Here is a 24,757-nt window from a genome sequence, read left to right as displayed (position 1 = left end):
GGCAGCGGGTCAGGACTGCGCCCGGCCCGCCTCGACCTGCTTGCGCACCTGCTCCGGCGTCAGATAGGCGTCCGTGTACTCGAAGTCCTTCAGCTTCGCGGGCTTGCGGGCCTGGAAACCGGTGCGCACGAAGTCGTCACCGGCGACCGCGTTAAGCAGCCAGTTGGTCGCCACCCGGGCCTTGGCCACGCCCGTGCGCAGCGCCGACCAGTGGTACCCGCGGGCCACCGCCTGCGCGGGCACGCCGTGCAGTTCGACGCCCAAGGGCTTGGACACCGCGTCGGTGCCGCCGAGGTCCACGACCAGACCGAGGTCCTTGTGGACGTACGGCCGCATCGGCTGGTTGCGCAGGGTGGCGATGATGTTCTCGGCGACGTGCCGGCCCTGCCGCATGGCGTGCTGGGCGGTGGGCGGGCAGACGGCGCCCTCCTGGCCCTTGGCGAGGTCGGGCACGGCCGCGGAGTCGCCGAGCGCGAACACCCCGTCGTGACCCGGCAGGCACATCTCGGCGGTGACCGCGAGCCGTCCCTTGACCGTCTCCGCGCCGAGCGTGGCGATCAGCGGGCTCGCGACCACGCCGGCGGTCCAGATCAGCGTGCGGGTGGGCACCACCCGGCCGTTGGTGAAGGTGACCTCCTCGGGCCCGGCCTTCTCGATGGACACGCCCAGGGAGATCTCGATGCCGCGCCGGGTCAGGACCTCCTGCGCGCTGCGCCCGAGCTTGTCGCCCAGCTCGGGCATCAGCTTCGGCGCGATGTCGATCAGGTGCCACTTGATCAGGGCCGGGTCCAGGCGCGGGTAGCGCTTGACGGCCGCGTGCGTGAGCCGCTGCAGGCAGGCGGCGGTCTCGGTGCCCGCGTATCCGCCGCCGACCACCACGAACTGGAGCCGGGAGGCGCGCTCGGCGGGGTCCTGGCTGGCGTCGGCCAGGTCGAGCTGCGAGATGACGTGGTCGCGGATGTAGGCGGCCTCCGCGAGCGTCTTCATGCCGAACGCGTTGTCGGTGAGCCCGGGAATGTCGAACGTGCGGGTGATGCTGCCGGGGGCCAGCACGATGTAGTCGTACGGTTCGTTGACGATCTCGCCGGTGATGGTCCGCACCACGCAGACCTTCGCCTTGAGGTCGACGCCGATGGCCCCGCCCGGGATGATCCGGGTGCGGTACCTGCTGCTGCGGCGCAGGGACAGCGCGATCGACTGCGGCGTCAGCACCCCCGAGGCGACCTGGGGCAGCAGCGGCAGATAGAGCTGATAGGCGAACGGTGTCACCAGGGTGACGTCGGCCTCGTCGGGGGAGAGCCTGCGCTCGAGACGGCGGACGCACTCCACGCCGGCGAAACCTGCGCCGACCACCAGGATCCTGGGTCGTGTCACGGTGTTCATCCCTTTCTGCGGCTCCAGGCGGTCTGCCGCGAACGCCATTCGCCTGCCCCTGGATCGCTGCTTCGCACCTCGTCGATCCCATCGCGTCCGCGGCGGTTCGGCGAGCCGGGAGCGCCAGGCAGGCGACACACCCTGTGGACCACCATGCCCCTCCCCGGGCCGGACCGCACCGGGCGGGAGTGAACGCCCGGGACCGGACCGGTGGGGGAGTGGTGACGGGCAGGTCAGCCCCGGCCGTCCAGGTGGCACAGCAGCAGACACACGTCGTCGTCGCGCTCGGAGTCGCTGAGCAGGGGCCGCAGGATCCCGTCCGCCGAGCCCTCCAGGTCGGTCTCCAGCTGTTCGGGCGCGAACGAACCCAGCGCCTCGGCCAGGCGTTCGATGCCCGGGTCGATGCCCCGGGCCCGCCGCTCCACCAGACCGTCCGTGTACAGCGCCAGCGTCGAACCCGGCGCGAGCCGCTCGGTGTGGTCGGCGATCTCCTGCTCCAGCGGGATGCCGAGCATCGCCCCCGGTTTGGCGTCCAGCGTTCGCACCCGGCCGTCCGGGGTACGCAGCACCGGCGGCGGATGACCGGCCGCGGCCCACGTCAGGGTCGGGTCGTCGGGGTGGAAGCGCGCGATGACCGCGGTGGCGAACAGGTCCGGCTGGAGGTGGTGCAGGAACGTGTGCAGCCGGGTCAGCAGCCGGCCCGGGCTGCCGCCGTCGACCGCGTAGGCGCGCAGCGCGGTCCGCAGCTGGCTCATCATCACGGCCGCCCGCAGCCCGTGCCCGGTCACGTCACCGACCACGACGATCACCCCGCCGTCGGGCTGGCGGAACGCGTCGTACCAGTCGCCGCCGATGTTCAGCCCGTGCGTGGCCGGCAGATAGCGCGCGGCCAGACTCAGCCCCGGTGGCGCCGGAAGGTCCGTCAGCAGGGCGCGCTGCAGGGTCTCGGCGATGTCGCGGTTGTGCTGGTAGCGCTGCGCGTGGTCGATCGCGATGGCGGCCCGCCGGGTGAGTTCGATCAGCATCACGGCGTCGTCCGGGTCCCAGCGCTCCCCGGGCGGGGTGAGCGTCAGTACCCCGAGCGGCGCTCCCCGGGTCGGCAGCGGGATGCACAACAGGGGCTGGTCGGGGTGGAGTGCCGACGGCGGCTGGTCGTCGACGCCCGGCAGCCCGCCCGGGGCCGCGGCGGCGTACTGAGGCCGTCCGGTGCGGGCCGCGACCACGGCCGCGGCGGAGTGCACCGGGGGCCGGTTCCGGTCGCCCTCCTGGTCGAAGATCCAGACCTCGACGCCGGCGGCGTACTCGGGAACGAGCAGGTCCGGCAGGCGGCGCACGATCTCGTGGTGGTCGAGCGACGCGGTGAGCACCGCGCTCGCGTCCGCCAGGAACGTCAGCCTGCGACGGGCGTTCTCCGCCTCGGTGCGCGCCTTGCGCTCGGCGGCGAACGCCTCCCGCTGGGCCCGCCCGGCGGCGTCCAGCTCGGCGTGCAGCGCCACGACGCCCTGGTTCGTCTGCTGGAGCTCCTCCCGGTGGAAGGCGACGAGGGCCTCCTGCTCGGTGAGCCTGTCCAGCACCAGCGCCGTGTCCTCGTCGGCACCCAGCAGGGCCTCCGCCAGCGCGGCGGAATCGTCCGCCACGGCGTCGTCCCGCGCGGCCGGCACCGCCTCGGGGCAGGGCACCGTCATCCGCCACGGCGGCTCACCGGCGGCCGCGGCCTCACGCGCCGGCGTCACCACGGCGTGCAGCACGTCCTGTCCGGCGCCCGGCGTGTCCCCGGGCGCCCTCTCCGTCTCCAGGGTCAGCAGCCAGGTGCCGCCCTTGGTCAGGCACTGCCGCAACCGCGTGCTCAGCGAGGTGGCCAGCCGCGTGCGCTCCAGCGGCGGCACACCGTACGCCGCGGCCAGCCGGGCGGTGGCGATACGGGCCCGGGCGGCGTCGGTGACGCCGCTGATCTGCCAGGTACGGGTCATGGGCGGTCCGGCGGGGTCGAGGTCAGGACGGCCACGGCGGTGTCGTCACGCACGGGGCGGGCGGAACTGCTGGCGTCCCGGACGGTCACGGCGGCGGTCACGGCCGGGTCGACGTTCGCGGCACAGGCGTCGGGCGACGGCGTCCAGCGGCTCGGCAGGCCGTCGCTGTGCAGGATCAGCACCCGGTCGTCCGCCCACTCCCGCTCCTCCTCGCGCACGGTCGTGGGCCGGTGGGTGCCGACGATGCCGGGCTGGGACACCAGTGGCCGCCAGGTGCCGCCCGCGCAGAGCCGGGCACCGATGTTGCCGACGCCGGCGAACCGGAGCCGTCCGGCACGCGGGTCGACCTGGGCCACCGCGACGGCCGCGCCGCGGGTGCCGGCCAGTGCCGCGTCCAGCCGCTTCAGAACCTCGGAGGGTGGCAGGTGGGCGGCGCCGCGCAGCGCCTCCACCGCGGCCGACGAGGCCCGGGCCGCCTCGGGGCCGTGGCCCAGCCCGTCGGCCAGCATCAGCGTCGCCCGGTCCTCGGTCCGCACCCACGCCCAGGCGTCGCCCGAGTGGTCGGCACCGGCGAACGGCACGTTCACGCCACCCGCCCGCAGGCCCCCCAACGGGTCCTGCGCCGCGGCAGGACGGAGCGGGGCGCCGCCGATCCGGGCCAGCGCCACGGTGCCCCGGCCGGGGACGCTGTGGAGCTCGAAGTCCTCGGCGAGGCGCGCACAGGTGCCCAGGCCCGCGCCGAGCGAGGACGAGGTGGTGAAGCCGTCGCTCAGGGCGGCGGTCACGTCGGGGATGCCCGGACCGTGGTCGACGGTCGCGATCTGCACGGCCCTGGCCTCGTCCCGGCCGGCCGTGAGGACGGGCGGGGACACCACGTCGATGAGGACCTGGCCGCCCCCGGCGTGCTTGAGCAGGTTGGTGGCGAGCTCGGTCGCCACCAGCGCCGCGGAGGCGGTGCACTGCTCGTCCAGCCCGGCCAGGGCCGCCGCGTGCTCGGCGGCCACCCGGGCGTCGCGCACCCGGGTCGAGTCGTGCACGGGCACGTCCCACACGCGTGGCATCAGGACTCCTCTCGCGGGCGCGGTGGACGGCTCACCCAGGACGTCACCCGCACGGTGGTGCCGGTGTCGGGGCCGCTGTCGATCGTGAACTCGTGCACCAGACGCCGGGCACCGCCCAGTCCCATGCCGAGTCCGTCGCCGGAGGTGAAACCGTCGCTGAGCGCCTGCTCCACATCGGCGATTCCGGGACCGTCGTCGCTGAAGGTGAGCCGGAGTCCGGGTACACCGCCCTCGGTCAGGGCCTCCGCGTCCATGGTCCCGCCACCGCCGTACACCAGGGTGTTGCGGGCCAGTTCGCTGGCCGCCGTGACCAGCTTGGTCTGGTCGACCAGCCCGAAACCGAGCTGGGCGGCGGCCTGCCGCACGTGCTGTCGCACCCACACCAGATCCATGTCGGAACGGATCGGCAGGCGGGCCTGGGCGCCCGCGGCAGTGTGCATCACGGACTCTCCTGGCGCAGTCCGCCGAAGCGGGACGACGGAGCCTGCCGTGTGAGGAGCTCCATGGCCACCTCGGTACTGAGCGCGGTGTGCACCCGCGGCAGGGTCAGGCCGAGTTCCACCAGGGTGATGGCGACCGCGGGCCGCATGCCGACCACCACGGTCCGCGCGGCCAGCAGATCGGTCTGCCCGGCGATCTCGGCCAGCACACGCCCCAGGAACGAGTCGACGATCTCCACACCGGAGATGTCGATGATCACGCCGGTGGCCCCGGTGCGCACGATGGTCTCGGCGAGGTCCTCCTGGAGCTGCTGCGCCGTGCTGTCGTGCAGATCGCCCTGGAGGGTGACCAGAAGGACGTCACCGAGCCGCAGGACCGGTACATGCCCCGTCACGAGACCCGGGTGGGGCCCGGGGAAAGCGTCGTTCACCGCGCGACCGGACCGTTCGCGCCGGGGGTCACGATGCCGACCCCGAGCTGGTGCAGGACATAGCCCAGCGCGTCGGCGAGACTGGCCCGGGTCACCACGGTGCCCAGGTCCAGGCCGAGGTGGACCATCGTCTGCGCGATCGCGGGACGGATGCCGGAGACGATGCACTCGGCCCCCATCAGACGGGCCGCGGCGACCGTCTTCATCAGATGCTGGGCCACCAGCGAGTCGACCGTCGGCACTCCGGTGATGTCCAGGATCGCGTAACGCGCCTGCTGCTCGACGATGGACTCCAGCAGGGTCTCCATCACGACCTGGCTGCGGGCGCTGTCCAGCGTCCCGATCAGCGGTACGGCCACGATGCCGTCCCACAGCTTGATGACGGGTGTGGCCACCTCCAGCAGCTGCAGCCGCTGCCGGTCGATCAGGGCCTGGCCCTCGCTCAGCGCCGTCTGCATGACCACCACCCGCAGGGTCCCCATCAGGACACTGAGCGTGGTCACACAGTCCCGGGCATGGTCGGCGGAGGCGTCCGGGAGATCGGCGAGCAGCAGCTTCTCGACCGGCGGGCGCAGGGCGGCCAGCTCGCCCGACACCTGTGCCGCGCTCAGGCCCGCGCGGGAACGGGCCGCACCCATCCGCGCCAACTGCTCGCGCACCGCGGTGAATCCCGCGGCGTCCGGGTCCTCGACCCGGGACGCGTCGGCGACTTGGGCCAGCGCGTCCACCACGGACTTCCCCGCCTCCACCGCCTCGTCCCGCGACACGGTGAACACGGCGCGGAACAAGGGCTCGTCCGCCCACCGCTGGGCGATCTGCTCACGGTGACGCCGCAGGAACTCCCTGATCTCCTGCGTCGCCGATCCGGCCGTTCCCTCCGCCTGCTCCGGCACCTGCTCCACTCCTCATCCGCGCTGCGCCGTACCGACCCCGCGGGCGACGTGACGGCGACGTGACTCTGCCGGGCGACAACTGTAACCACCCGTCGACCTCGTACGACACCTGATCCCGCACGAGCGGCCCGGATGAGCGGCGGGGCGGGCCGGCTCAGGCGTCCGGCACCGCCGGGCCCCCCGGTTCCCGGTCGATCCGCGAGAGCGCCTCCTCGGCGCTGTCGGAGACCGGCACGGTGATGCTCACACCGGTCAGGTCCAATATGCGCAGCACCGCGGGGGCGGGCGAGATGATGTGCACGCTGCCGGGAAGGTCGCGCGCCTCCTGGTAGACGCGGAGGATGATGTTCATCCCGGAGGAGTCCATGAACGGGACGTCCGACAGGTCCAGCAGGAAGTGCCGTCGGCCGTGATGCAGTTGGTTGGCCAGGTGGTGCTGGAACTCGGTCGCGGTGTCGACGTCCAGATAGCCCTCCACCTTGAGCAGCGCGACGTCCTCCCGGGGCAGCGTCACCTCGACGGACAGCGGGTTCTGGGCAATGGGCACGTGTACCTCCAACGATCCTGACGGCCAGGGGCTGGGCCACCCCCGTGAGCGGTCTCGCAGTCCGCGGACGAGGGGCACGACCGGTGACCGAACTCTCACCACCTGCCGTGTCCCCGTCCGTGGACACCACTCACCGCGCCGGGCGCCTACCCCCGAATGCGACGGCCATACGTCACCCGACCCGGATGCCCACGAGACACGTGTCGTCGTCCGTGTCCGACCTGCTGTAGGTGAGCAGACGGTCCAGGTGCTGGTCCAGCGACCTGGGGGTGGTACCGGCGGTGCTCAGCAACTGGGTCAGCGACTCCTCCACCGAGCGGTCGCGGCGCTCGATCAGGCCGTCGGTGTACATCAGCAGCGTGTCCTCGGCGGCCAGCTGCACCTCGTCCTCCTCGTAGGCGGCCTCCGCCACCGCGCCCAGCAGCATGCCCCTCACCAGCGGCAGGGGCTCGGCCTCCGGCCCCCTCACCAGGACGGGCGGCAGATGCCCCGCGCGGGCCCAGCGCAGCGTCCGCCGGGCCGGGTCGTACAGGCCGCACACCGCCGTCGCCGTGACACCGCCCGTCAGATGGTGCGCCACGATGTTCAGCCACGACAGCAGCTGTCCCGGGCCGGCGCCCGTCACCGCCAGCCCGCGCAGCGCGTTGCGCAGCACGACCATGCTGGTCGCGGCCTCTATCCCGTGCCCGGCCACGTCCCCCACGCACAACAGCACCTTGTGGTTCGGCAGCATCACCGCGTCGTACCAGTCACCGCCCACCAGCTGCTCCGTCTCCGCCGGCCGGTAGCGGACGGCCACCTGGAGATCCGGCACCGTCAGCGGGGTCTGGGCGGGCGGCATGATGGCGTGCTGCAGTTGCAGGGTCAGCCGGGCGCGCTCGATGGCCTGCTGCTCGGTGTGCGCCAACTGGTCGCGGGTCGCGGCGAGCGCCACCTCCGTCCAGTGCTGGGCCGAGATGTCCTGGTAGGCGCCGCGCACCGTGAGCAGGCGGTCGTCGGTGTCCAGCACCGGTTCGGCCACCACCCGCACGTGCCGCGTCACCCCGTCCGGACGCTGCAGCCGGAACGCCGCCGACGCCGGCCTGCGGTGGTGCAGCAGCATGCGCAGGAACCGGCCGATGGGGACGGCGTCGTCCGGATGGGCATGGGCGGCCAGCTGCTCCAACGGCACCGGGACACTGGTCTGCGGGCGTCCGTACAGGTCGAAGAGCTGTCCGTTCCAGGTGATCTCACCGGTCAGCAGGTTCTCCTCGAAGCCGCCGATGCGGCCGAGGCGCTGGGCGTGCTGGAGGAGGCTGGCCAGCCGGGCCGTCTCGTCCTCGATACGCCAGATGAGCAGGACGGCGTTGCCGTGCCGGCTGATGCTGATGTCCGCGATCGCCGACAGCGGCACCTGGTCGACCAGCGCGGTCAGGTTCATCCGCCGGGCCCGGAACGACTCGCCCGTGGCGTACACCCGCTCCACGCTACGGAACAGCTCGCTGTCCCCGGCGGCCATCGGATAGGCCTCCAGGAGCAGCGCGCCGCCCACCACGGCGCGCGGACGCCCGGCGGGGTCCAGGAAGCGCTTGTTCACGTGCTGGATGCGGAAGTCCGCCAGGTGCCCGGCCGCGTCCAGGTGCGGCACCAGGACCAGGGCGGGGTCGTGGAGCCCGTCCGCCAGGTCCATCAGCTCGGCGGCGTCCGGCAGCACCCGCGGCTCCGGCCCGGCGCCGTGCGACGGCGTGTACGTCTCCAGCGTGTGCGCGCACAACTCCGCCAGGGCCTCCACCTGGCGCACCACCTGGGGCGGCTGCGCGGGCAGGGGCTGTGGCCAGGCGATCTCCAGCACGCCGTGGATGCGTCCCCCCGTACCCGCGGGCACGGCGACCCGGCCGCCGTCCGGGTACTGGTGCCGGCCCACGCTGGGCAGCCCGGTCTCCGCGAGCGACGTGATCCACTGGCCCGTGCGCTCGGTCAGGCCGCGCCGCGCCACCGTCGCCACGTCCGGCGGCACATAACGCCAGCGCGTGGCCTCGGCGGGGGAGAACCCGGCGCAGCCTGCCAGTGTGAACGACCCGTCGGAGCCGGCCGCCCAGATGGCCACGGCGGCCGCGCCGAGCGGGCGCAGCGCCTGCTCCAGCAGGGCGTCGGCGACGGCCTGGGTGTCGTCCGCGGCCAGCGCGCCGCTCTCGGCCGCCCGCAGCCGCACGGCGGCGGAATCGGCGGACGGCTGCCCGGCCTCCTCCGGCTTCTCCGCCTCCGCCGCCGCGGTGGCCGCGAGGAACGCGTCCGTGACCTCCGACATCCGGTCCCGGGCGGCCTGGTTGATGACGTCGACCGCGAACTCCAGCGGCGTCACCTGGGACTGCTCGGCCAGCTCGGCGAGCTGCCGGGCGGCCTGCGCCGGACCACAGCCGAGCCGGGCGACCAGCACGCCCTTGGCGAGCTCGATCAGGGCCCGGCCCTCGGCCTCCGCCTGGGCGGCCCGCACCTCTCGGCTGAGCCGGTCCACCGTGGCCGCGAGCCGGCCCACGGGAGACAGCGGGGTCATGCCGCGCAGGTCGGCGGCGGGGCCGTCGACGGCGTGCGACCGGGGTGACGCGGATCCCGGGGGCCGCGCCGCGGACGCACCGCCCGGTTCGCTGCCGCCGGGTCCGGGTGGCTGCTCGGAGATGCTCACGGTCGGGTCACTCCTCGGCTGGAGACCGCCACGGACCACGACGAAACGCGTCGCGCGCCGTCCGGCCCACCGGTGTACGGAACGGGGGACGGGGCGCTCATGCGGGCAGCCAGCGCCGGACGCAGGAGATGAGGTCCTGCGTGTCCACGGGCTTGGTGACGTAGTCACTGGCACCCGACGCGATGCTCTTCTCCCGGTCGCCCGGCATCGCCTTCGCCGTCACCGCGATGATGGGCAGCTCCGCGTACTGCGGCATCCGGCGGATCTCCGCCGTCGCCGTGTAGCCGTCCATCTCCGGCATCATCACGTCCATCAGGACCAGGGCGACCTCCGGATGGCCCACCAGCGTCTCGATGCCCCGCCGCCCGTTCTCCGCGTGCAGGACCCGGAAACCGTTCAGCTCCAGGATCCCGCTGAGGGCGAAGAGGTTGCGCGCGTCGTCGTCCACCACCAGGACGGTGCGGCCCGACGGCGCCTCGGCCACGGGCAGCGGCACGACGCGCTGCGGCTCCTCGGGGCGTACCAGCGACAGCACGTCCCCGGGTTCCTCGGCGGCCAGGTGCAGCGCGATGCGCTCCCGCAGCTCGTCCAGGCTGGACAGGAACTCCAGCGCACCGCCGCCGGCGCCGGCGCGCAGCCTCTCCTCCAGCGCCGCGTCCGCGCGGTGACCGCTGTGCACGAGCACCGGCACGCTCGCCAGCGCCGAGTCGCCCCGCAGCGCCTCCAGGAACCGGGACGCCTCGGAGTCCGGCATGCCCAGTTCCAGGACGACGCAGTGGCACGGGTCGGCCGCCAGCGCACCGGCCGCCTCCTGCGCCCCGACCGCGGTGATGACGTCCAGCGGGGGCCTGCCGCCCGCGTCGTCCCGCCCGTGCGACAGGTCCGCGACCACGCTCTCCGCGACCAGGGTCAGCAGACCGCGGGGCCGCTCCTCCACCACCAGCAGGCGCCGCGGACGCTGCCGGTGCCCGCCCGTCAGCTCGGGCAGCGGCGCGGGGCTCGTGAGCACGTCCGCCGGCGACTCGGCCGGCGCCTGCTCGGTGCCCCGGCCCAGCAGGTCCTCGAAGTCGGGCCGGGCCACGGGCAGGAACAGCGTGAACGTGCTGCCCCGGTCGGGCGTGCTGTCCACCGAGACGGCACCGCCCAGCAACTGGGCGATCTCCCGGGTGATGGACAGGCCGAGACCGGTGCCGCCGTACTTGCGGCTCGTCGTGCCGTCCGCCTGCTGGAAGGCGCCGAAGATCGACTCCAGGTTCTGCTCCGGGATGCCGATGCCCGTGTCCTTCACCCGGAAGGCCACCACGGCACCGCCCCGGACGACGCCCTCGGGCACCTCGTTGTCCGGCGCCGGCTCGATGGCCAGCTCCACACCGCCCCGCTCGGTGAACTTCACCGCGTTGGACAGCAGGTTGCGCAGCACCTGACGCAGCCGGGAGTCGTCGGTCAGCAGGTCGGCCGGCGCGCCCGCGGCCGTCGTCACCGTGAACTCCAGGCCCTTCTGCGTCGTCATGGGACGGAAGGTGGCCTCGACGTACTCGATGAGCTGCCGCAGCGTCACCCGCTCCGGGGAGACGTCCATCTTGCCCGCCTCGACCTTCGACAGGTCCAGGATGTCGTTGATCAGCTGGAGCAGGTCCGAGCCCGCCGAGTGGATGATCCCCGCGTACTCGACCTGCTTCGGGGTGAGGTTGCGCGACGGGTTCTGGGCGAGCAGCTGGGCGAGGATGAGCAGGCTGTTGAGCGGGGTGCGCAGCTCGTGGCTCATGTTCGCCAGGAACTCCGACTTGTACTTCGAGGCCAGCGACAGCTGCTGGGCGCGGGCCTCCAGCTCCTGCCGGGCCTGCTCGATCTGCAGGTTCTTCGCCTCGATGTCCCGGTTCTGGGTGACCAGCAGGGACGCCTTGTCCTCCAGCTCGGCGTTGGAGCGCTGCAGCTCCTCCTGCTGCACCTGCAGCTCCGTGGAGCGGGCCTGCAGCTCGACCGTCAGGCGCTGCGACTCCGCGAGCAGCTCGTCGGTACGGGCGTTGGCCACGATCGTGTTGACGTTGACACCGATGGTCTCCATCAGCTGTTCCAGGAAGTCCCGGTGGATCGGCGTGAACGGGGTGACCGACGCCAGCTCGATCACGCCGAGGACCTGCCCCTCGACCACGATCGGTACCAGCACCAGGGCGGTCGGCACCACCTGGCCGAGCCCGGAGGAGATGGTCACGTAGCCCGGCGGCAGCTCGTCCACCACGATGGTGCGGCGGCTGCGCGCGGCCTGGCCGACCAGTGTGCGGCCGAAGGCGATCCGTGTGGGCCGGTCCACCTCCTCGGGATAGCCGTAGGAGCCGACGAGCCGCAGCTCGGGCCCCTCCTGGCCGTCCTCGGCCAGGTAGAAGGCGCCGTACTGCGCCGACACCAGCGGCACCAGCTCGTCCATGATCAGCTCGGCGACCACGGGCAGGTCCCGGTGGCCCTGCATCAGGCCGGAGATCCGGGCGAGGTTGGTCTTGAGCCAGTCCTGCTCCTGGTTGGCCCGCGTGGTCTCGCGCAGGGACTGCACCATCGCGTTGATGTTGTCCTTGAGCTCGGCGACCTCGCCGGACGCCTCCACGTTGATCGAGCGGGTCAGGTCGCCCTCGGCGACGGCACTCGTGACCCCGGCGATGGCGCGGACCTGGCGGGTCAGGTTGCCCGCCAGCTCGTTGACGTTCTCCGTGAGCCGCTTCCAGGTGCCCGAGACGCCCTCCACCTCGGCCTGGCCGCCGAGCCGGCCCTCGGTGCCGACCTCGCGGGCGACGCGGGTGACCTCGTCGGCGAAGGCGGAGAGCTGGTCGACCATCGTGTTGATCGTCGTCTTGAGCTCGAGGATCTCGCCGCGCGCGTCGACGTCGATCTTCTTCGACAGGTCGCCCAGCGCCACCGCCGTCGTCACCAGCGCGATGTTGCGCACCTGGCCGGTGAGGTTGTTGGCCATCGAGTTGACGTTGTCGGTGAGGTCCTTCCAGGTGCCCGCGACGTTGGGCACGTGCGCCTGGCCGCCGAGCCGGCCCTCGGTGCCGACCTCGCGGGCCACGCGGGTGACCTCGTCGGCGAACGCCGACAGCGTGTCGACCATCGTGTTGATGACCTCGGCCAGGGCCGCGATCTCGCCCTCGGCCTTGACGGTGATCCGCTGCGACAGGTCGCCGCGGGCCACCGCGGTGGCGACCTGGGCGATGGAGCGGACCTGGCCCGTCAGGTTCGACGCCATCACGTTGACGTTGTCGGTGAGGTCCTTCCAGGTGCCGGACACGCCGCGCACCTGCGCCTGCCCGCCCAGGTTGCCGGCCGTGCCGACCTCGCGGGCGACGCGGGTGACCTCGTCGGCGAAGGCGGAGAGCTGGTCGACCATCGTGTTGATGGTGTTCTTCAGCTCGAGGATCTCGCCGCGCGCGTCCACGGTGATCTTCTGCGACAGGTCGCCCTTGGCCACCGCCGTGGCCACCTGGGCGACGTTGCGGACCTGGTTCGTCAGGTTGCCGGCCATGAAGTTCACCGAGTCGGTGAGGTCGCGCCAGGTCCCCCTGACGCCCTGGACGTCCGCCTGGCCGCCGAGCCGCCCGTCGGTGCCGACCTCGCGGGCGACGCGGGTGACCTCGTCGGCGAAGGCGGAGAGCTGGTCGACCATCGTGTTGATGGTGTTCTTCAGCTCCAGGATCTCGCCGCGCGCGTCGACGTCGATCTTCTGCGACAGGTCGCCCTTGGCCACCGCCGTGGCCACCTGCGCGATGTCGCGCACCTGGGTCGTCAGGTTCCCCGCCATGGCGTTGACCGAGTCCGTCAGGTCGGCCCAGGTCCCCGAGACGCCCGGCACCCTGGCCTGCCCGCCGAGGGTGCCCTCGGTGCCGACCTCGCGGGCCACCCGGGTGACCTCGGAGGTGAACACCGACAACTGGTCCACCATGCCGTTGAAGACCTTGGCGATGTCGCCCAGCAGGCCGTCCGCCTCGTCCGGCAGGCGGGTGCCGAAGTCGCCGTCCCGCACGGCCGTCAGGCCGGCCAGGAGGCGTCGCAACTCCTGATCGCCCGGGACAGTGTCCACGGTCCCGGCGCTGTCGCTGGTCATGCGCACCCTCGTTCCGCTCCCCAAGAGCCCCCGGGCACCCGAGGGCTCGGAACACCTCCGGACCCGTCGGTCGGTCCGGTCTGTTGTGCGTGCATTTCCGCAGTTCACGGATCTGCGCGATGAGAAAAATACGTCAGAGGCTAACCCAGGTGCCGGTCGTGCGACAAAGCGGGGAACCCCTGCCGTGCCCGGCGTCCGGGACGCCGCGCGGTCGCGGGCCCCGAATGCGGCGGCCCGCGCCGGGTATCTGCTGCTGTGGAGCCGGTCGGGCCGGCCCGACCGCGGTGTCCGGGCCCGCCGTGCGCCGATCCATGCGGAGCCGATCCATGCGGAAGGGAAGGGCAGCGTGCCGACGGACAACATCTGGTCGTACGCCGTGGACAGCGGACACACGGAGGGGCAGGACCTCACGGGCTGCACCGTGCTCGCGAGTGACGGCACCGTCGGCCACGTCGACCGGGAGGCCGACCACTTCGGCATGCGGCACCTGGTCGTCGACACCGGCGTCTGGGTCTTCGGGCGCAGCGTGCTCGTCCCGGTCGGCACGGTGCGGGGCATCGACACCACGGCACGCACCGTCACCGTGGCGTGCACCAGGGCGGAGATCAAGGCCGCGCCGCGGTTCCGGACGGACAGCGAGACCATGGACCGGCAGTATCTGGCGGCCGTCGGCGAGTACTACGACGGCTTGCCGCAGCGGGAGACCACGGACGACTGACCCGCCGACCGACCGGCGCAGGACGACAGCACGGCCGCATCAAGTCAGGGACCTCACAGACATGGAACGAACCGACCGGACCATCACGTCCGCCTCCGGCACCGCGCCGGCCGGCACATCCGCGCGGCCCGCCGTGACCACCGCGGCCGACGCGCGGGCCCACGCGGAGGCGGCGGTGCGCGAGCGGTGGGGCGGCACGGACCGCGGGGTGCGTGAAGAGGACGTCGTCGACCTGCTGCTCGTCGTCTCGGAGCTGGTCACCAACGCGATCCGGCACGGTGGGGGACTGACCGGTTTCGACTGCCGGACCACCGGCGACGGCGTGTGGATCGCCGTCCACGACAACAGCGCGGTGATACCCCGGACGGTGTGCGCGTTCCCCACCGACCACCACGGCAGTGGCTACGGCTGGCCGCTCGTCGCCCGGCTGACGCGGGACATCACCGTCGAGCGGCGCCCCGAGGGCGGCAAGACGATCAGCGCGCTGGTGCCGATGCGCCCCGCCGGCGCCTGACCGGGACGGTCACCAGGGCAGGAAGACATGGATGTCCTTGCCCCGCCCACCGGTGACCACGCTCACCTGGTCGGACAGGGTGTGGATCAGATGCCAGCCGATGCCGCCGCCGCCGCTGCTCGGATGGAAGGGGCGCGGCGCGGGCTCCGTGGTGCTCGTGTCGTGCATCACCACGTGCACGCCGTCGAAGGTCCGGCGCATGCGCAGCTCGAAGGGCCCCGGGGCGTACTGCACCGCGTTGGCCGCCAACTCGGTGACCACCAGCAGGATGTCGTCCCAGTGCTCGGGCGCCGAGGGCGGTGCCGCACGTGCCAGGTCGTAGAGGAACTCCTCCGCGACAAGGCGAGCACCGGTCACATTGTGCAGCTCCCCGGTGAAGCTGGCGGTGCGGCTCGTGATCTCCTCGGAAGCCAGTGTCCTGTCCCAACGCGACTCGGCTGCCATCTCGCCTTCCCGGCCCGGTGTCCGCCGGGCGTCGTACCTTCCTTCGCTTCCCTTTCGTTTGTTAGTTCCCGGGTCGGCGGATGCTACGCGCCCTCTGTGCCGGAACGGCGCGCCCACCGTGAGTGGCACTCCCGTCACCGGAAGAAGACGTTGTCCGAGTCCTCCCAGCCGGCCGGCTCCCGCGCCGGCACCTGGGGCCGCCGCCGCGAGCGGGCCTCGTACATCGCGTCGATCTCGAGGGCGTAGGTCCGCACGATCTCGTCCCGCCGCAGCTTCATCGACGGTGTCAGCAGCCCGTTGCTCACGTCGAACGGTTCCGGCAGGACACGGAAGACCCGGATGGACTCCGAGCGGGAGACGGCACTGTTCGCCGCGGCGACGGCCCGGGCGATCTCCTCGCGCAGCGCGTTCTCCTCGCGCGCCTCGCGCACCGGCGCGTCTCCCTGGAGCGCCAGACCCGCCCGCCAGTGCGTCAGGAACTGGGGGTCCAGCGTGATCAGCGCACCGACGCAGGGCCGGTTGTCGCCCACGACCACCGCCTGGTGGACGAGCGGGTGCATGCGCAGCCGCTCCTCCAGGGCGGCCGGGGCCACGCTCTTGCCGCCGCTGGTGATGATCACGTCCTTCTTGCGGCCCGTGATCGCCAGGTAGTTCTCCTCGTCCAGGTGCCCGAGGTCCCCGGTGGCCAGCCATCCGCCGCGCAGGACCCGGCGGGTGGCCGCCGCGTCACCGACGTACCCCTGGAACAGCGACGGCCCGCGCACCAGGATCTCCCCGTCGTCGGCCACCCGGATCTCCATGCCGGGCAGGGGCTGACCCACGGTGCCCGACTTCTCCCGGCCCAGCGGCTGCATCGTGAGCCCGCCGCTGGTCTCGGTGAGGCCGTAGCCGTCGTGCACGTACACGCCGATGCCCTCGTAGAAGAGGGACAGGTCGCGGCTGAGCGGCGAACCGCCGCACGTCGCCCGCCGCACCCGGCCGCCCAGCGCGGTCCGCAGCCGGCGGTACACCGTCCGTTCGTACAGGGCGTGCTGGAGCCGCAGGTCGAAGCCGGGCCCCGGCCCCCTGCCGAGCCGCTGGCGCTCCAGCGCCGCGGCGAAGTCCCGCGCCGTGCCGGCGGCGCGCTCGAACAGGGCCCCGCGGCCCGCCTGCTGGGCCGTGCGCAGGAAGTTCTTGTAGAGCTTCTCCAGGACCGACGGGACGGCGTAGAAGTACGTGGGACGGAAGGAGCGCAGCGCCGCCGACAACGCCTCCTCGCTCATCGCGGGCTCGTGCGCCATGAGCAGCCCGCCCCGGACGCACAGGCTCTGGATCATCAGTCCGTACACGTGGGAGAACGGGAGGAAGGCGAGGACCGCGCCCTGTTCCCCTTCGGGTGCCACCGTGTGGCCCCAGCCGGCCAGCAGCGTGTCGCACGGGGCGGCCAGACTGCGGTGGCTGAGCGCACAGCCGAGGGCCCGGCCCGAGGTGCCGGAGGTGTAGGCGACGACGGCGGTGGAGTCCGGCAGCACGATCCGGCGCATGGAGTCGACGGTCGCGTACGGGATGTACTCACCGCGCGCCACCAGCGCGGCCGGCGCGCCCGCGTCCAGCTGCCACACGTGCCGCAGCGAGGGCAGCGACGCACACACGGAGCCGACGGTCATCACGCTCTGCTCGTCCTCGACCACGACGGCCACGCAGCCCGCGTCCCGCAGGATCCACTCGACCTGCTCGCGCGAGGAGGTCGGGTAGACCGGGACGACCTCGGCCCCCACCGTCCACAGCGCGTAGCTGAAGACCGTCCACTCGTAGCGGGTGCGGGCAAGGATCGCCACCCGGTCGCCCGGCTGGATCCCGGACGCGATGAGCCCCTTGGCCAGGTCGACCACCTCGTCACGGAACTCCACGGCGGTCACCTCCTCCCAGACGGCGGAGGACGGCACCGGGCGGCGCGCGAGCATCGGCAGGGCCGGGGTACGGGCCGCCGTCTCGAAGAGACTGTCGGCGAGCCCTCCGGTCAGGGGCGGCGGGGCGGCCGGGGGAGCGAGAGCGAGGTCGCGCATGCGCTGCTCCTGACGTGTACGGAGGGTGACATCGCCGACGGGCACCGTCATCGGCGGCTCGAATCTAGCCGAGGCGCGAGCGACGGGGGGCCGGGACGGCAGAAGTGTTCCCGCCCGGTGATCCCGGCGGATCGGGGGACCCGGGGGACATGAGCTATACGAACCCCGATCCCGACCCGGAACGCACCACCGGCCTCGAACCCGGCGGCGGCGTACCGCCCGGCGAGACCCCGCCGGCGGAGAGCAGCCTGCCCGAGGCGGGCCCGTTCGAGGTGCACAACCCACCCAAGGGCTGGGCCAAGGGACCCCTCTTCCTGATCCTCGCCCTCGTGGTGCTGATGGCGGCGGGTTTCCTCGCCTACGCCCTGGCCCTGATCTTCTGAGCGGCCGCGGTCAGGAGACGGCCGAGGCGGCCCGGGCGGGCCGCGGCCCGCCTCAGGCCGTCTGGGTGCGGCGCACGCACTCGGTGACGACGTCCCGCAGGCTGCCGGTGCGCTCCAGCAGCTCGCGTTGCACGCGGGCGCCGTTGCCGTGCCGCAGCAGGTCCTCGGCCAGCTTCTCGACCCGCTCCAGGTCCCCGGCGGCGGCCAGCGCCTCCTGTACGTGCTCCAGCAGGGCCCGGACGACCGTCTCCGCGGGCATGCGCCGCATCGTCGCGGGGTGCAGCAGCTCCTCCGTCAGCCCGGACCGGGCGGCCCGCCAGGCGGCCAGGCGCAGCACGCTCACACTGTGCCCGACCGGCTCCCTGCCCTCGCGCCACTCGCGGGCGGCCGTCTCGACCAGCGCCCGGGCCAGGGCGGCGATCAGCACGGCGGTGCTCGCGTCCAGGCAGACGTCCATGACCCGGAACTCGACCGTCGGGTAGCGCCGGGACAGCCGGACGTCGAAGTAGATCATCCCCTCGTCGAGGATGGTGCCGGTGGCCACCATGTCCGCGACCCTGCGGTGATAGGTCTCCGCGGACCCGAAGAGTTCCGTCGGCCCGGCCGACGGCCAGCGCTGCCAGACCCGGCTGCGGTAGCTGCTGTACGCCGAGTCCCTGCCCTGCCAGAACGGGGAGTTGGCGCTCAGGGCGGTGAGTACCGACAGCCAGGGCCGGACCCGGTCGATCACCGCGACGCCCTCCTCGTCGGACTCCACGGAGACGTGCACATGGCAGCCGAGGACGAGCTGCTCGTGCACCACGACGCCGTACTGCTCGGCCATCCACCGGTAGCGGTGGTTCATGCTCACGGCCGGACTGACCGGCAGCGGGGAGGTGGCGAGCGCGGCGACGGCACAGCCGATCCCCCCGGCGTGCCGTCCGGCCTCCTCACGGCAGCGGACGATCTCCGCGTGCAGTCGCTCCATGTCCGCCTGCGGATGCGTGGCGAACTCGAGCATCTGCTCGTGCAGTTCCTTCTCGAAGACGTCCTGCCCGGCATCGTCCTGGGAGACCCGGGCGAGCACCGCGGCGGACAGCGCGCGCGGCTCGCCGGACTCCGGATCGACCAGAAGGAGTTCCTCCTCCACTCCGACGGTACGCACGTCATGCCGCCTTTCTGTGGGTCTGCGGGGCGACGGCCGGGGTGTTCCGGTCGTCGGACCACGACTGCCCCCGGAAAGACGCCGGAACACCTGGCGGCGCCCGCCGCGCCTCAGAGACCGAAGGGCATCAGCCACACCGTGGCCAGTGGCGGCAGCGTGATCCGGATGCCGCCGTCCTCCGGCTTGACCGGGTCGGGGTTGGTGACACCGCTGCCGCCGTACTCCTCGGCGTCGGTGTTGAGGACCTCCTGCCAGAGGGGGACGTCGTCGCCGACGGCGAGCCCGTACTCGTGCCGGACCACCGGAGAGAAGTTCGACACCGCCAGCAGGGGGTTGCCGTCCTTGTCGAACCGCAGGAACGCGAAGACGTTGTCCTCGGCCGCGTCCACGGCGACCCAGCGGAAGCCGGCCGGATCGGTGTCGCGCTGCCACAGGGCCGGGGTCCGGCCGTAGCGGGTGTTGAGCTCGCGCACCAGGTCCTGGACGCCGCGGTGGTCACCCGCCGAGGCGTACCCCTCGTCGAGCAGCCACCACTCGGGGCCGTGCTTCTCCGACCACTCGGCGCCCTGCGCGATCTCCTGCCCCATGAACAGCAGCTGCTTGCCGGGGTGGGCCCACATGAAGCCGAGATAGGCGCGGACGTTCGCGCGCCGCTGCCACCAGTCGCCCGGCATCTTCGACACCAGCGCCTGCTTGCCGTGCACCACCTCGTCGTGGGAGATCGGCAGCACGTAGTTCTCGCTGTACGCGTACACCATCGAGAAGGTCATCTCGTGGTGGTGGTACTTGCGGTGCACCGGCTCGTGCGCCACGTACTCCAGCGAGTCGTGCATCCAGCCCATGTTCCACTTCAGCCCGAAGCCGAGCCCGCCGCTGTCGGTCGGCCTGGTCACCCCGCCCCACGCGGTCGACTCCTCGGCGATGGTCACCACGCCGGGGCAGCGGCGGTAGACGGTCGCGTTCATCTCCTGCAGGAACGCCATGGCCGCCAGGTCCTCCCGGCCGCCGTACTGATTGGGCTCCCACTGCCCGGAGTCGCGCGAGTAGTCCAGGTACAGCATCGAGGCGACGGCGTCGACGCGCAGCCCGTCGATGTGGAACTCCTCGCACCAGTACACGGCGTTGGCGACGAGGAAGTTGCGCACCTCGGTGCGGGCGAAGTCGAACGTGTACGTGCCCCAGTCCGGGTGCTCCGCGCGCCGGGAGTCCCCGGGCTCGTACAGCGGGTCCCCGTCGAACCGGGCGAGGGCCCAGTCGTCCTTCGGGAAGTGCGCCGGCACCCAGTCCATGATCACGCCGATGCCCGCCCCGTGCAGCGCGTCGACCAGGTACCGGAAGTCGTCGGGCGAGCCGAGGCGCGCGGTCGGCGCGTAGAAGCCGGTGACCTGGTAGCCCCAGGACGGACCGTAGGGGTGCTCGGCGACCGGCATCAGCTCCACGTGGGTGAAGCCCAGGTCCTTGACGTACGCGGGCAGCACATCGGCCAGTTCCCGGTAGGTCAGTCCCGGGCGCCACGAGGGCAGGTGCACCTCGTACACCGAGAACGGCGCCTCGTGCACCGGCGTGGCGGACCGGGTCCGCATCCACTCCCCGTCGTTCCACTCGAAGTGCGACGCCGTGACGACGGAGGCCGTGTTCGGCGGCTCCTCCGCCGCGCGCGCCATCGGGTCGGCCTTGAGGAACCGGTGCCCGTAGCGTGAGTGGATCTCGAACTTGTACCGGGTGCCCTCGCCGACGCCGGGCAGGAACAGCTCCCACACCCCCGACGAGCCGAGCGAGCGCATCGGGAACGCCGTGCCGTCCCAGTGGGTGAAGTCGGTGGCGACCCGCACGCCCTGCGCGTTCGGCGCCCACACCGTGAACCGGGTGCCGGTGACGCCCTCGTGGGTCGTCGGGTGCGCGCCGAGCGCCCGCCACAGCTGCTCGTGCCGGCCCTCGCTGATCAGGTGCAGGTCCAGTTCGCCGAGGGCCGGCAGGAACCGGTACGGGTCGTGCGTCTCCTGCTCGCCCTCCTCGTACGCCACGACGAGGGTGTACGCGGGGATCTCCGCGAGCGGCAGGACGCCGGAGAAGAGGCCGTCCTCCTCCGACGCCAGGCCGTGGCGCACGCCGTCGACGACCACGCTCACCTCGCGGGCGAAGGGTCGCAGGGCCCGGAAGGCGATCCCACCGGGCACCGGGTGGGCGCCGAGCAGCGCGTGCGGGTCGTGGTGGGCGCCCGCCAGCAGGCGCCCCCGGTCGGTCGGGTCCAGGGCCGGGGCGGCCCCGCACGCACCGGGTGCGTGCGGGACGGGAGCGGACGGCTCGGGGAGCGAGGTGTCGCGGAGGGCCACGGGTCAGTCTCCTCTCACGGCGAGTCGTTCGATCGCCGCCATGGGTACGGGAAGCCAGTCGGGGCGGTGCCGGGCCTCGTACAGCACCTCATACACGGCCCTGTCGGTCTCGTAGGCGCGCAGCAGGCCGTGCTTCTTGCGGGGGTCCCACCCGGCTCGGGCGGCGTAACCGGCGCAGAACGCCTCCCGGCAGCGGCGCGCCCACTCGGGGCGCCACGGGCGGCGCTGCCGGGCGGCGTAGTCGAAGGAGCGCAGCATGCCCGCGATGTCCCGGACGGGGGAGTGGGCGCTGCGCCGTTCGGCGAGCGGACGGGACGGTTCGCCCTCGAAGTCGATGACGAACCAGTCCCGTCCCGCCCGCAGCACCTGACCCAGGTGCAGGTCGCCGTGGATCCGCTGGGCGGGCGGACCGGAGTCGCAGGTGGTCAGCGCCGCGAAGGCCGACTGCAGACCCGGCACGAAGGGCTGGAGCGCGGGCACGGCGTGCGCGGCGGCGGTCAGCCGCTCGGTCATCGCCGCCGCCGTGCGGCCGTTCTCCCCGGGGGCGCCGGCCGGGAAGGCCGAGGCCAGCGCCAGGTGCACGTCGGCCATCGCCCGTCCCAGCTCGTGGGCCTGCGCGGTGAAGTCGTCCCCGGAGGACAGTGCCTCGAGGGCGAGGGTCCATCCGTCGGACGCGTCGTGCAGGAACGGCTGGAGCACGCCGAGCGTCGCCTCGTACGGGTCGGTCGTACGCAGCCACGCCACCGGAGCCGGAACCCGCCCGCACCCCTGCCGGGCCAGGGCGCTCGGCACCTCCAGGTCGGGGTTGACGCCGGGCTGGATGCGCCGGAACACCTTGAGGATGTACTCGTCGCCGTACACCAGCGAGGAGTTGGACTGCTCGGCGTCCAGGATGCGGGGCGCGAGCCCGCCGGGCACGGGGCGGGACGGGTCGCACTCGAAGCGCAGCGGACCCGCCTTGCCGGGCTGCCGCAGCCGTTCCAGGAGCAGCTGGGCCGTCCGCGGGTCGTGCAGCGCGTCGTAGACCGTCCGGCCGGCCAGCGGGCCGTCCTGCAGCTGCCCGATGAGCGCCCGGCCCAGACGCGGCGAAGGCCGCTCCCGCACACCGAGCAGCAACTGGTAGCAGTCGCCGGCCGGGGGCGCGCCGCCCGGCGCGGGCACGGGCCCGTGCCCGGTGTGGACCAGCAGATGCAGGCAGCCCGGGAACAGCTCGGTCATCGACAGCAGACCGAGTTCGGCCACGGGCCGGTCCTTGCCCGCGAACCAGCGCTGCTTCGGCAGCCACTCCCGCAGCAGCCCGCCGAGCGAGGCCATGGGCTCGGCGAGATGCGCCGGTCTCGGGCGCAGGGGTGCGGTCTTCGGCATGGTGACGCGTCCTTTCCTCGGCCCACGCTCACACGCGGCGGCCGATGCGGGATGCGACTCGGGTGAGCCGGAACCAGTAGAAGCCGTGGCCTCCGAGGGTCAGCAGGTACGGCAGTTCACCGATGGCGGGGAAGCGGACCCCGCCGAACAGCTCGACCGGATGGCGGCCGGCGAACTCGCGCAGGTCCAGCTCGGTGGGCTGTGCGAAGCGCGCGAAGTTGTTCACGCACAGCACCAGGTCGTCCTCGTACTCGCGCAGGAAGGCCAGCACGGCGGGGTTGGACGAGGGCAGTTCGGCGTAGCTGCCGAGACCGAAGGCGGGGTTCTGCTTGCGGATCTCGATCATGCGGCGGGTCCAGTGCAACAGCGAGGACGGCGAGGCCATCGACGCCTCGACGTTCGTCACCTGGTAGCCGTAGACCGGGTCCATGATCGTCGGCAGGTACAGCCGACCCGGGTCACAGGTGGAGAAGCCGGCGTTGCGGTCCGGGGTCCACTGCATGGGGGTGCGCACCGCGTCGCGGTCGCCGAGCCAGATGTTGTCGCCCATGCCGATCTCGTCGCCGTAGTAGAGGATCGGTGATCCCGGAAGGGCGAGGAGGAGGGCGGTGAACAGCTCGATCTGGTCGCGGTCGTTGTCCAGCAGGGTGGCGAGCCGCCGCCGGATGCCGATGTTGGCGCGCATCCGCGGGTCCTTGGCGTACTCCGCGTACATGTAGTCGCGCTCTTCGTCGGTGACCATCTCCAGGGTCAGCTCGTCGTGGTTGCGCAGGAAGATGCCCCACTGGCAGCCCGAGGGGATCGCCGGGGTCTTCGCCAGGACCTCGGAGACCGGGTAGCGGGACTCGCGGCGCACGGCCATGAAGATCCGCGGCATCACCGGGAAGTGGAACGCCATGTGGCACTCGTCGCCCCCGGAGGCGTAGTCGCCGAAGTAGTCGACGACGTCCTCCGGCCACTGGTTGGCCTCGGCCAGCAGCACGGTGTCCGGGTACTGCGCGTCGATCTCACGGCGGACGCGTTTGAGGAACTCGTGACTGGCGGGCAGGTTCTCGCAGTTGGTGCCCTCTTCGGCGTACAGGTAGGGCACGGCGTCCAGCCGGAAGCCGTCGATCCCCAGGTCCAGCCAGAACTTCAGCGCGGCCAGCATCTCCTCCTGGACCGCGGGGTTCTCGTAGTTCAGGTCCGGCTGGTGGGAGAAGAAGCGGTGCCAGAAGTACTGTCCGCGGACCGGGTCGTAGGTCCAGTTGGAGGCCTCGGTGTCGACGAAGATGATGCGCGCGTCCGCGTACTGCGTGTCGTCGTCGGCCCAGACGTAGTAGTCGCCGTAGGGGCCGTCGGGGTTCTTCCGGGACTCCTGGAACCACGGGTGCTGGTCGCTGGTGTGGTTCATGACGAAGTCGATGATCACGCGCATGCCGCGTTGGTGGGCGGCGTCGACGAACTCGACGAAGTCGGCCAGGTCGCCGAACTCGGGCAGGACGGCGGTGTAGTCGGAGACGTCGTAGCCGCCGTCCCTGAGCGGTGACTTGAAGAAGGGCGGCAGCCACAGGCAGTCCACCCCGAGCCACTGCAGGTACTCCAGTTTGGCGGTCAGGCCCTTGAGGTCACCGACGCCGTCGCCGTTGCTGTCCTGGAAGGAGCGGACGAGGACCTCGTAGAAGACGGCCCGCTTGAACCAGTCCGGGTCGCGGTCCTTGACCGGTGTGTCCTCGAAGGTGTCCGGTACGGGCTCGTTCACGGTCATGAGGCTGCTGATCCTTCGCTGTGCGGCGCGGCGGCGGACGACCGCTGGACGTGGAAGACGTGCGCGGGGGCCCGTCCGGGCTCGAGGCGCACGTAGTTCGTCCTGCCCCAGTGGTAGGTCTCGCCCGTGAGCTCGTCGCGCACCGGCACCGACTCGTGCCAGTCCAGGCCGAGCTGCGGCATGTCGAGGGAGATCGTGGCCTCCTGGGTGCGGTGGGGATCGAGATTGACGACCGCCAGCACGACGTCGCTCCCGACGCGCTTGCTGTACGCGATGAGGGCGTCGTTGTCGGTCCGGTGGAAGCGCAGATTCCTGAGCCGGTGCAGCGCGGGATGGTCGCGCCGGAGGGTGTTGAGCTTGGTGATGAGGGGGGCGATGGTGCGGCCCTCGCGGTGGGCGGCGTCCCAGTCGCGGGGTGTGAGCTGGTACTTCTCGCTGTCGAGGTATTCCTCGCTGCCCTCGCGCAGGGGGGTGTTCTCGCACAGTTCGTAGCCGCTATAGATGCCCCAGGTGGGGGAGAGGGTGGCGGCGAGGACGGCGCGGACCTCGAAGGCGGGGCGGCCGCCGTGCTGGAGGTAGGCGTGCAGGATGTC

Annotated in this window: 18 protein-coding genes and 1 pseudogene; 3 read left to right on the top strand and 16 right to left on the bottom strand. The window is 72.4% G+C overall.

Going from position 1 to position 24,757, the window contains the following annotated elements; genetic code table 11:
- Window positions 1–9 precede the first annotated feature (9 nt).
- From ACGF3H_RS31245 to ACGF3H_RS31205, 9 genes are all read right to left on the bottom strand, one after another.
- On the bottom strand, window positions 10–1,383 hold the full coding sequence (locus ACGF3H_RS31245; protein ID WP_362500382.1) for an NAD(P)/FAD-dependent oxidoreductase: 1,374 nt from the start codon (window positions 1,381–1,383) through the stop codon (window positions 10–12).
- A gap of 224 nt (window positions 1,384–1,607) precedes the next feature.
- Window positions 1,608–3,344, bottom strand: a complete 1,737-nt coding sequence (locus ACGF3H_RS31240; protein WP_362500381.1) for a SpoIIE family protein phosphatase — start codon at window positions 3,342–3,344, stop codon at window positions 1,608–1,610.
- Window positions 3,341–4,405, bottom strand: a complete 1,065-nt coding sequence (locus ACGF3H_RS31235; protein ID WP_362500380.1) for an ATP-binding SpoIIE family protein phosphatase — start codon at window positions 4,403–4,405, stop codon at window positions 3,341–3,343. The genes ACGF3H_RS31240 and ACGF3H_RS31235 overlap by 4 nt, the downstream gene beginning before the upstream one ends.
- A complete protein-coding gene (locus ACGF3H_RS31230) occupies window positions 4,405–4,845 on the bottom strand; it encodes an anti-sigma regulatory factor (RefSeq protein WP_362500392.1) in 441 nt (146 codons plus the stop codon). Before ACGF3H_RS31230 ends, ACGF3H_RS31235 begins: the two co-directional genes overlap by 1 nt.
- A complete protein-coding gene (locus ACGF3H_RS31225) occupies window positions 4,845–5,276 on the bottom strand; it encodes an STAS domain-containing protein (protein WP_362500379.1) in 432 nt (143 codons plus the stop codon). Before ACGF3H_RS31225 ends, ACGF3H_RS31230 begins: the two co-directional genes overlap by 1 nt.
- Window positions 5,273–6,169 (bottom strand): STAS domain-containing protein, encoded by an 897-nt coding sequence (locus ACGF3H_RS31220; protein WP_362500378.1) that lies wholly within the window; start codon window positions 6,167–6,169, stop codon window positions 5,273–5,275. The genes ACGF3H_RS31225 and ACGF3H_RS31220 overlap by 4 nt, the downstream gene beginning before the upstream one ends.
- Window positions 6,170–6,323: 154 nt before the next feature.
- Window positions 6,324–6,716, bottom strand: coding sequence for an STAS domain-containing protein (locus ACGF3H_RS31215; protein WP_362500377.1), 393 nt, complete (start codon window positions 6,714–6,716; stop codon window positions 6,324–6,326).
- Between the two features lie 172 nt (window positions 6,717–6,888).
- Entirely contained in the window at window positions 6,889–9,378 is a 2,490-nt protein-coding gene (locus ACGF3H_RS31210; RefSeq protein ID WP_393816563.1) for a SpoIIE family protein phosphatase, read from the bottom strand.
- A gap of 97 nt (window positions 9,379–9,475) precedes the next feature.
- Window positions 9,476–13,471, bottom strand: coding sequence for a HAMP domain-containing protein (locus tag ACGF3H_RS31205; RefSeq protein WP_362500376.1), 3,996 nt, complete (start codon window positions 13,469–13,471; stop codon window positions 9,476–9,478).
- 346 nt (window positions 13,472–13,817) lie between these two features.
- Here ACGF3H_RS31205 and ACGF3H_RS31200 point away from each other — a divergent pair, with 346 nt between their 5' ends.
- A complete protein-coding gene (locus ACGF3H_RS31200) occupies window positions 13,818–14,189 on the top strand; it encodes a PRC-barrel domain containing protein (protein ID WP_362500375.1) in 372 nt (123 codons plus the stop codon).
- A 61-nt stretch (window positions 14,190–14,250) separates the two neighbouring features.
- On the top strand, window positions 14,251–14,703 hold the full coding sequence (locus ACGF3H_RS31195; RefSeq protein ID WP_362500374.1) for an ATP-binding protein: 453 nt from the start codon (window positions 14,251–14,253) through the stop codon (window positions 14,701–14,703).
- A 9-nt stretch (window positions 14,704–14,712) separates the two neighbouring features.
- Here the strand turns inward: ACGF3H_RS31195 and ACGF3H_RS31190 are convergent, their stop codons facing one another.
- The gene (locus tag ACGF3H_RS31190) at window positions 14,713–15,147 is read right to left on the bottom strand and encodes an ATP-binding protein (protein ID WP_362500373.1); all 435 of its coding nucleotides are present in this window, start codon (window positions 15,145–15,147) and stop codon (window positions 14,713–14,715) included.
- Window positions 15,148–15,281: 134 nt separating this feature from the next.
- Window positions 15,282–17,192, bottom strand: a complete 1,911-nt coding sequence (locus ACGF3H_RS31185) for an AMP-dependent synthetase/ligase (RefSeq protein WP_362500372.1) — start codon at window positions 17,190–17,192, stop codon at window positions 15,282–15,284.
- Window positions 17,193–17,341: 149 nt separating this feature from the next.
- On the opposite strand from ACGF3H_RS31185, the gene ACGF3H_RS31180 reads away from it, so the two are divergent.
- The gene (locus ACGF3H_RS31180) at window positions 17,342–17,575 is read left to right on the top strand and encodes a DUF6480 family protein (RefSeq protein WP_362500371.1); all 234 of its coding nucleotides are present in this window, start codon (window positions 17,342–17,344) and stop codon (window positions 17,573–17,575) included.
- Between the two features lie 52 nt (window positions 17,576–17,627).
- Here ACGF3H_RS31180 and ACGF3H_RS31175 read toward each other — a convergent pair whose 3' ends face one another.
- The 5 genes and pseudogenes from ACGF3H_RS31175 to ACGF3H_RS31155 form a co-directional block, all read right to left on the bottom strand.
- Window positions 17,628–18,719 carry a glutamate--cysteine ligase gene (locus ACGF3H_RS31175; protein ID WP_362500370.1) on the bottom strand — a complete coding sequence of 364 codons (1,092 nt, stop codon included), beginning with the start codon at window positions 18,717–18,719 and terminating at the stop codon, window positions 17,628–17,630.
- A gap of 110 nt (window positions 18,720–18,829) precedes the next feature.
- A complete protein-coding gene (gene glgB / locus ACGF3H_RS31170) occupies window positions 18,830–21,052 on the bottom strand; it encodes a 1,4-alpha-glucan branching enzyme (protein WP_362500369.1) in 2,223 nt (740 codons plus the stop codon).
- Window positions 21,053–21,055: 3 nt separating this feature from the next.
- A complete protein-coding gene (locus ACGF3H_RS31165) occupies window positions 21,056–22,417 on the bottom strand; it encodes a maltokinase (protein WP_362500368.1) in 1,362 nt (453 codons plus the stop codon).
- A gap of 28 nt (window positions 22,418–22,445) precedes the next feature.
- A complete protein-coding gene (treS, locus tag ACGF3H_RS31160; RefSeq protein WP_362500367.1) occupies window positions 22,446–24,164 on the bottom strand; it encodes a maltose alpha-D-glucosyltransferase in 1,719 nt (572 codons plus the stop codon).
- Window positions 24,161–24,757, bottom strand: a pseudogene (locus ACGF3H_RS31155) (alpha-1,4-glucan--maltose-1-phosphate maltosyltransferase); the annotation flags it as partial. The gene treS and the pseudogene ACGF3H_RS31155, both read right to left, overlap by 4 nt.

This window comes from Streptomyces sp. NPDC048185, assembly GCF_043202495.1.
In the GTDB taxonomy this organism is placed as follows: domain Bacteria; phylum Actinomycetota; class Actinomycetes; order Streptomycetales; family Streptomycetaceae; genus Streptomyces.
Note: the sequence above shows the minus strand (reverse complement) of the source record. Positions and strands in the feature narration are given on the sequence as shown.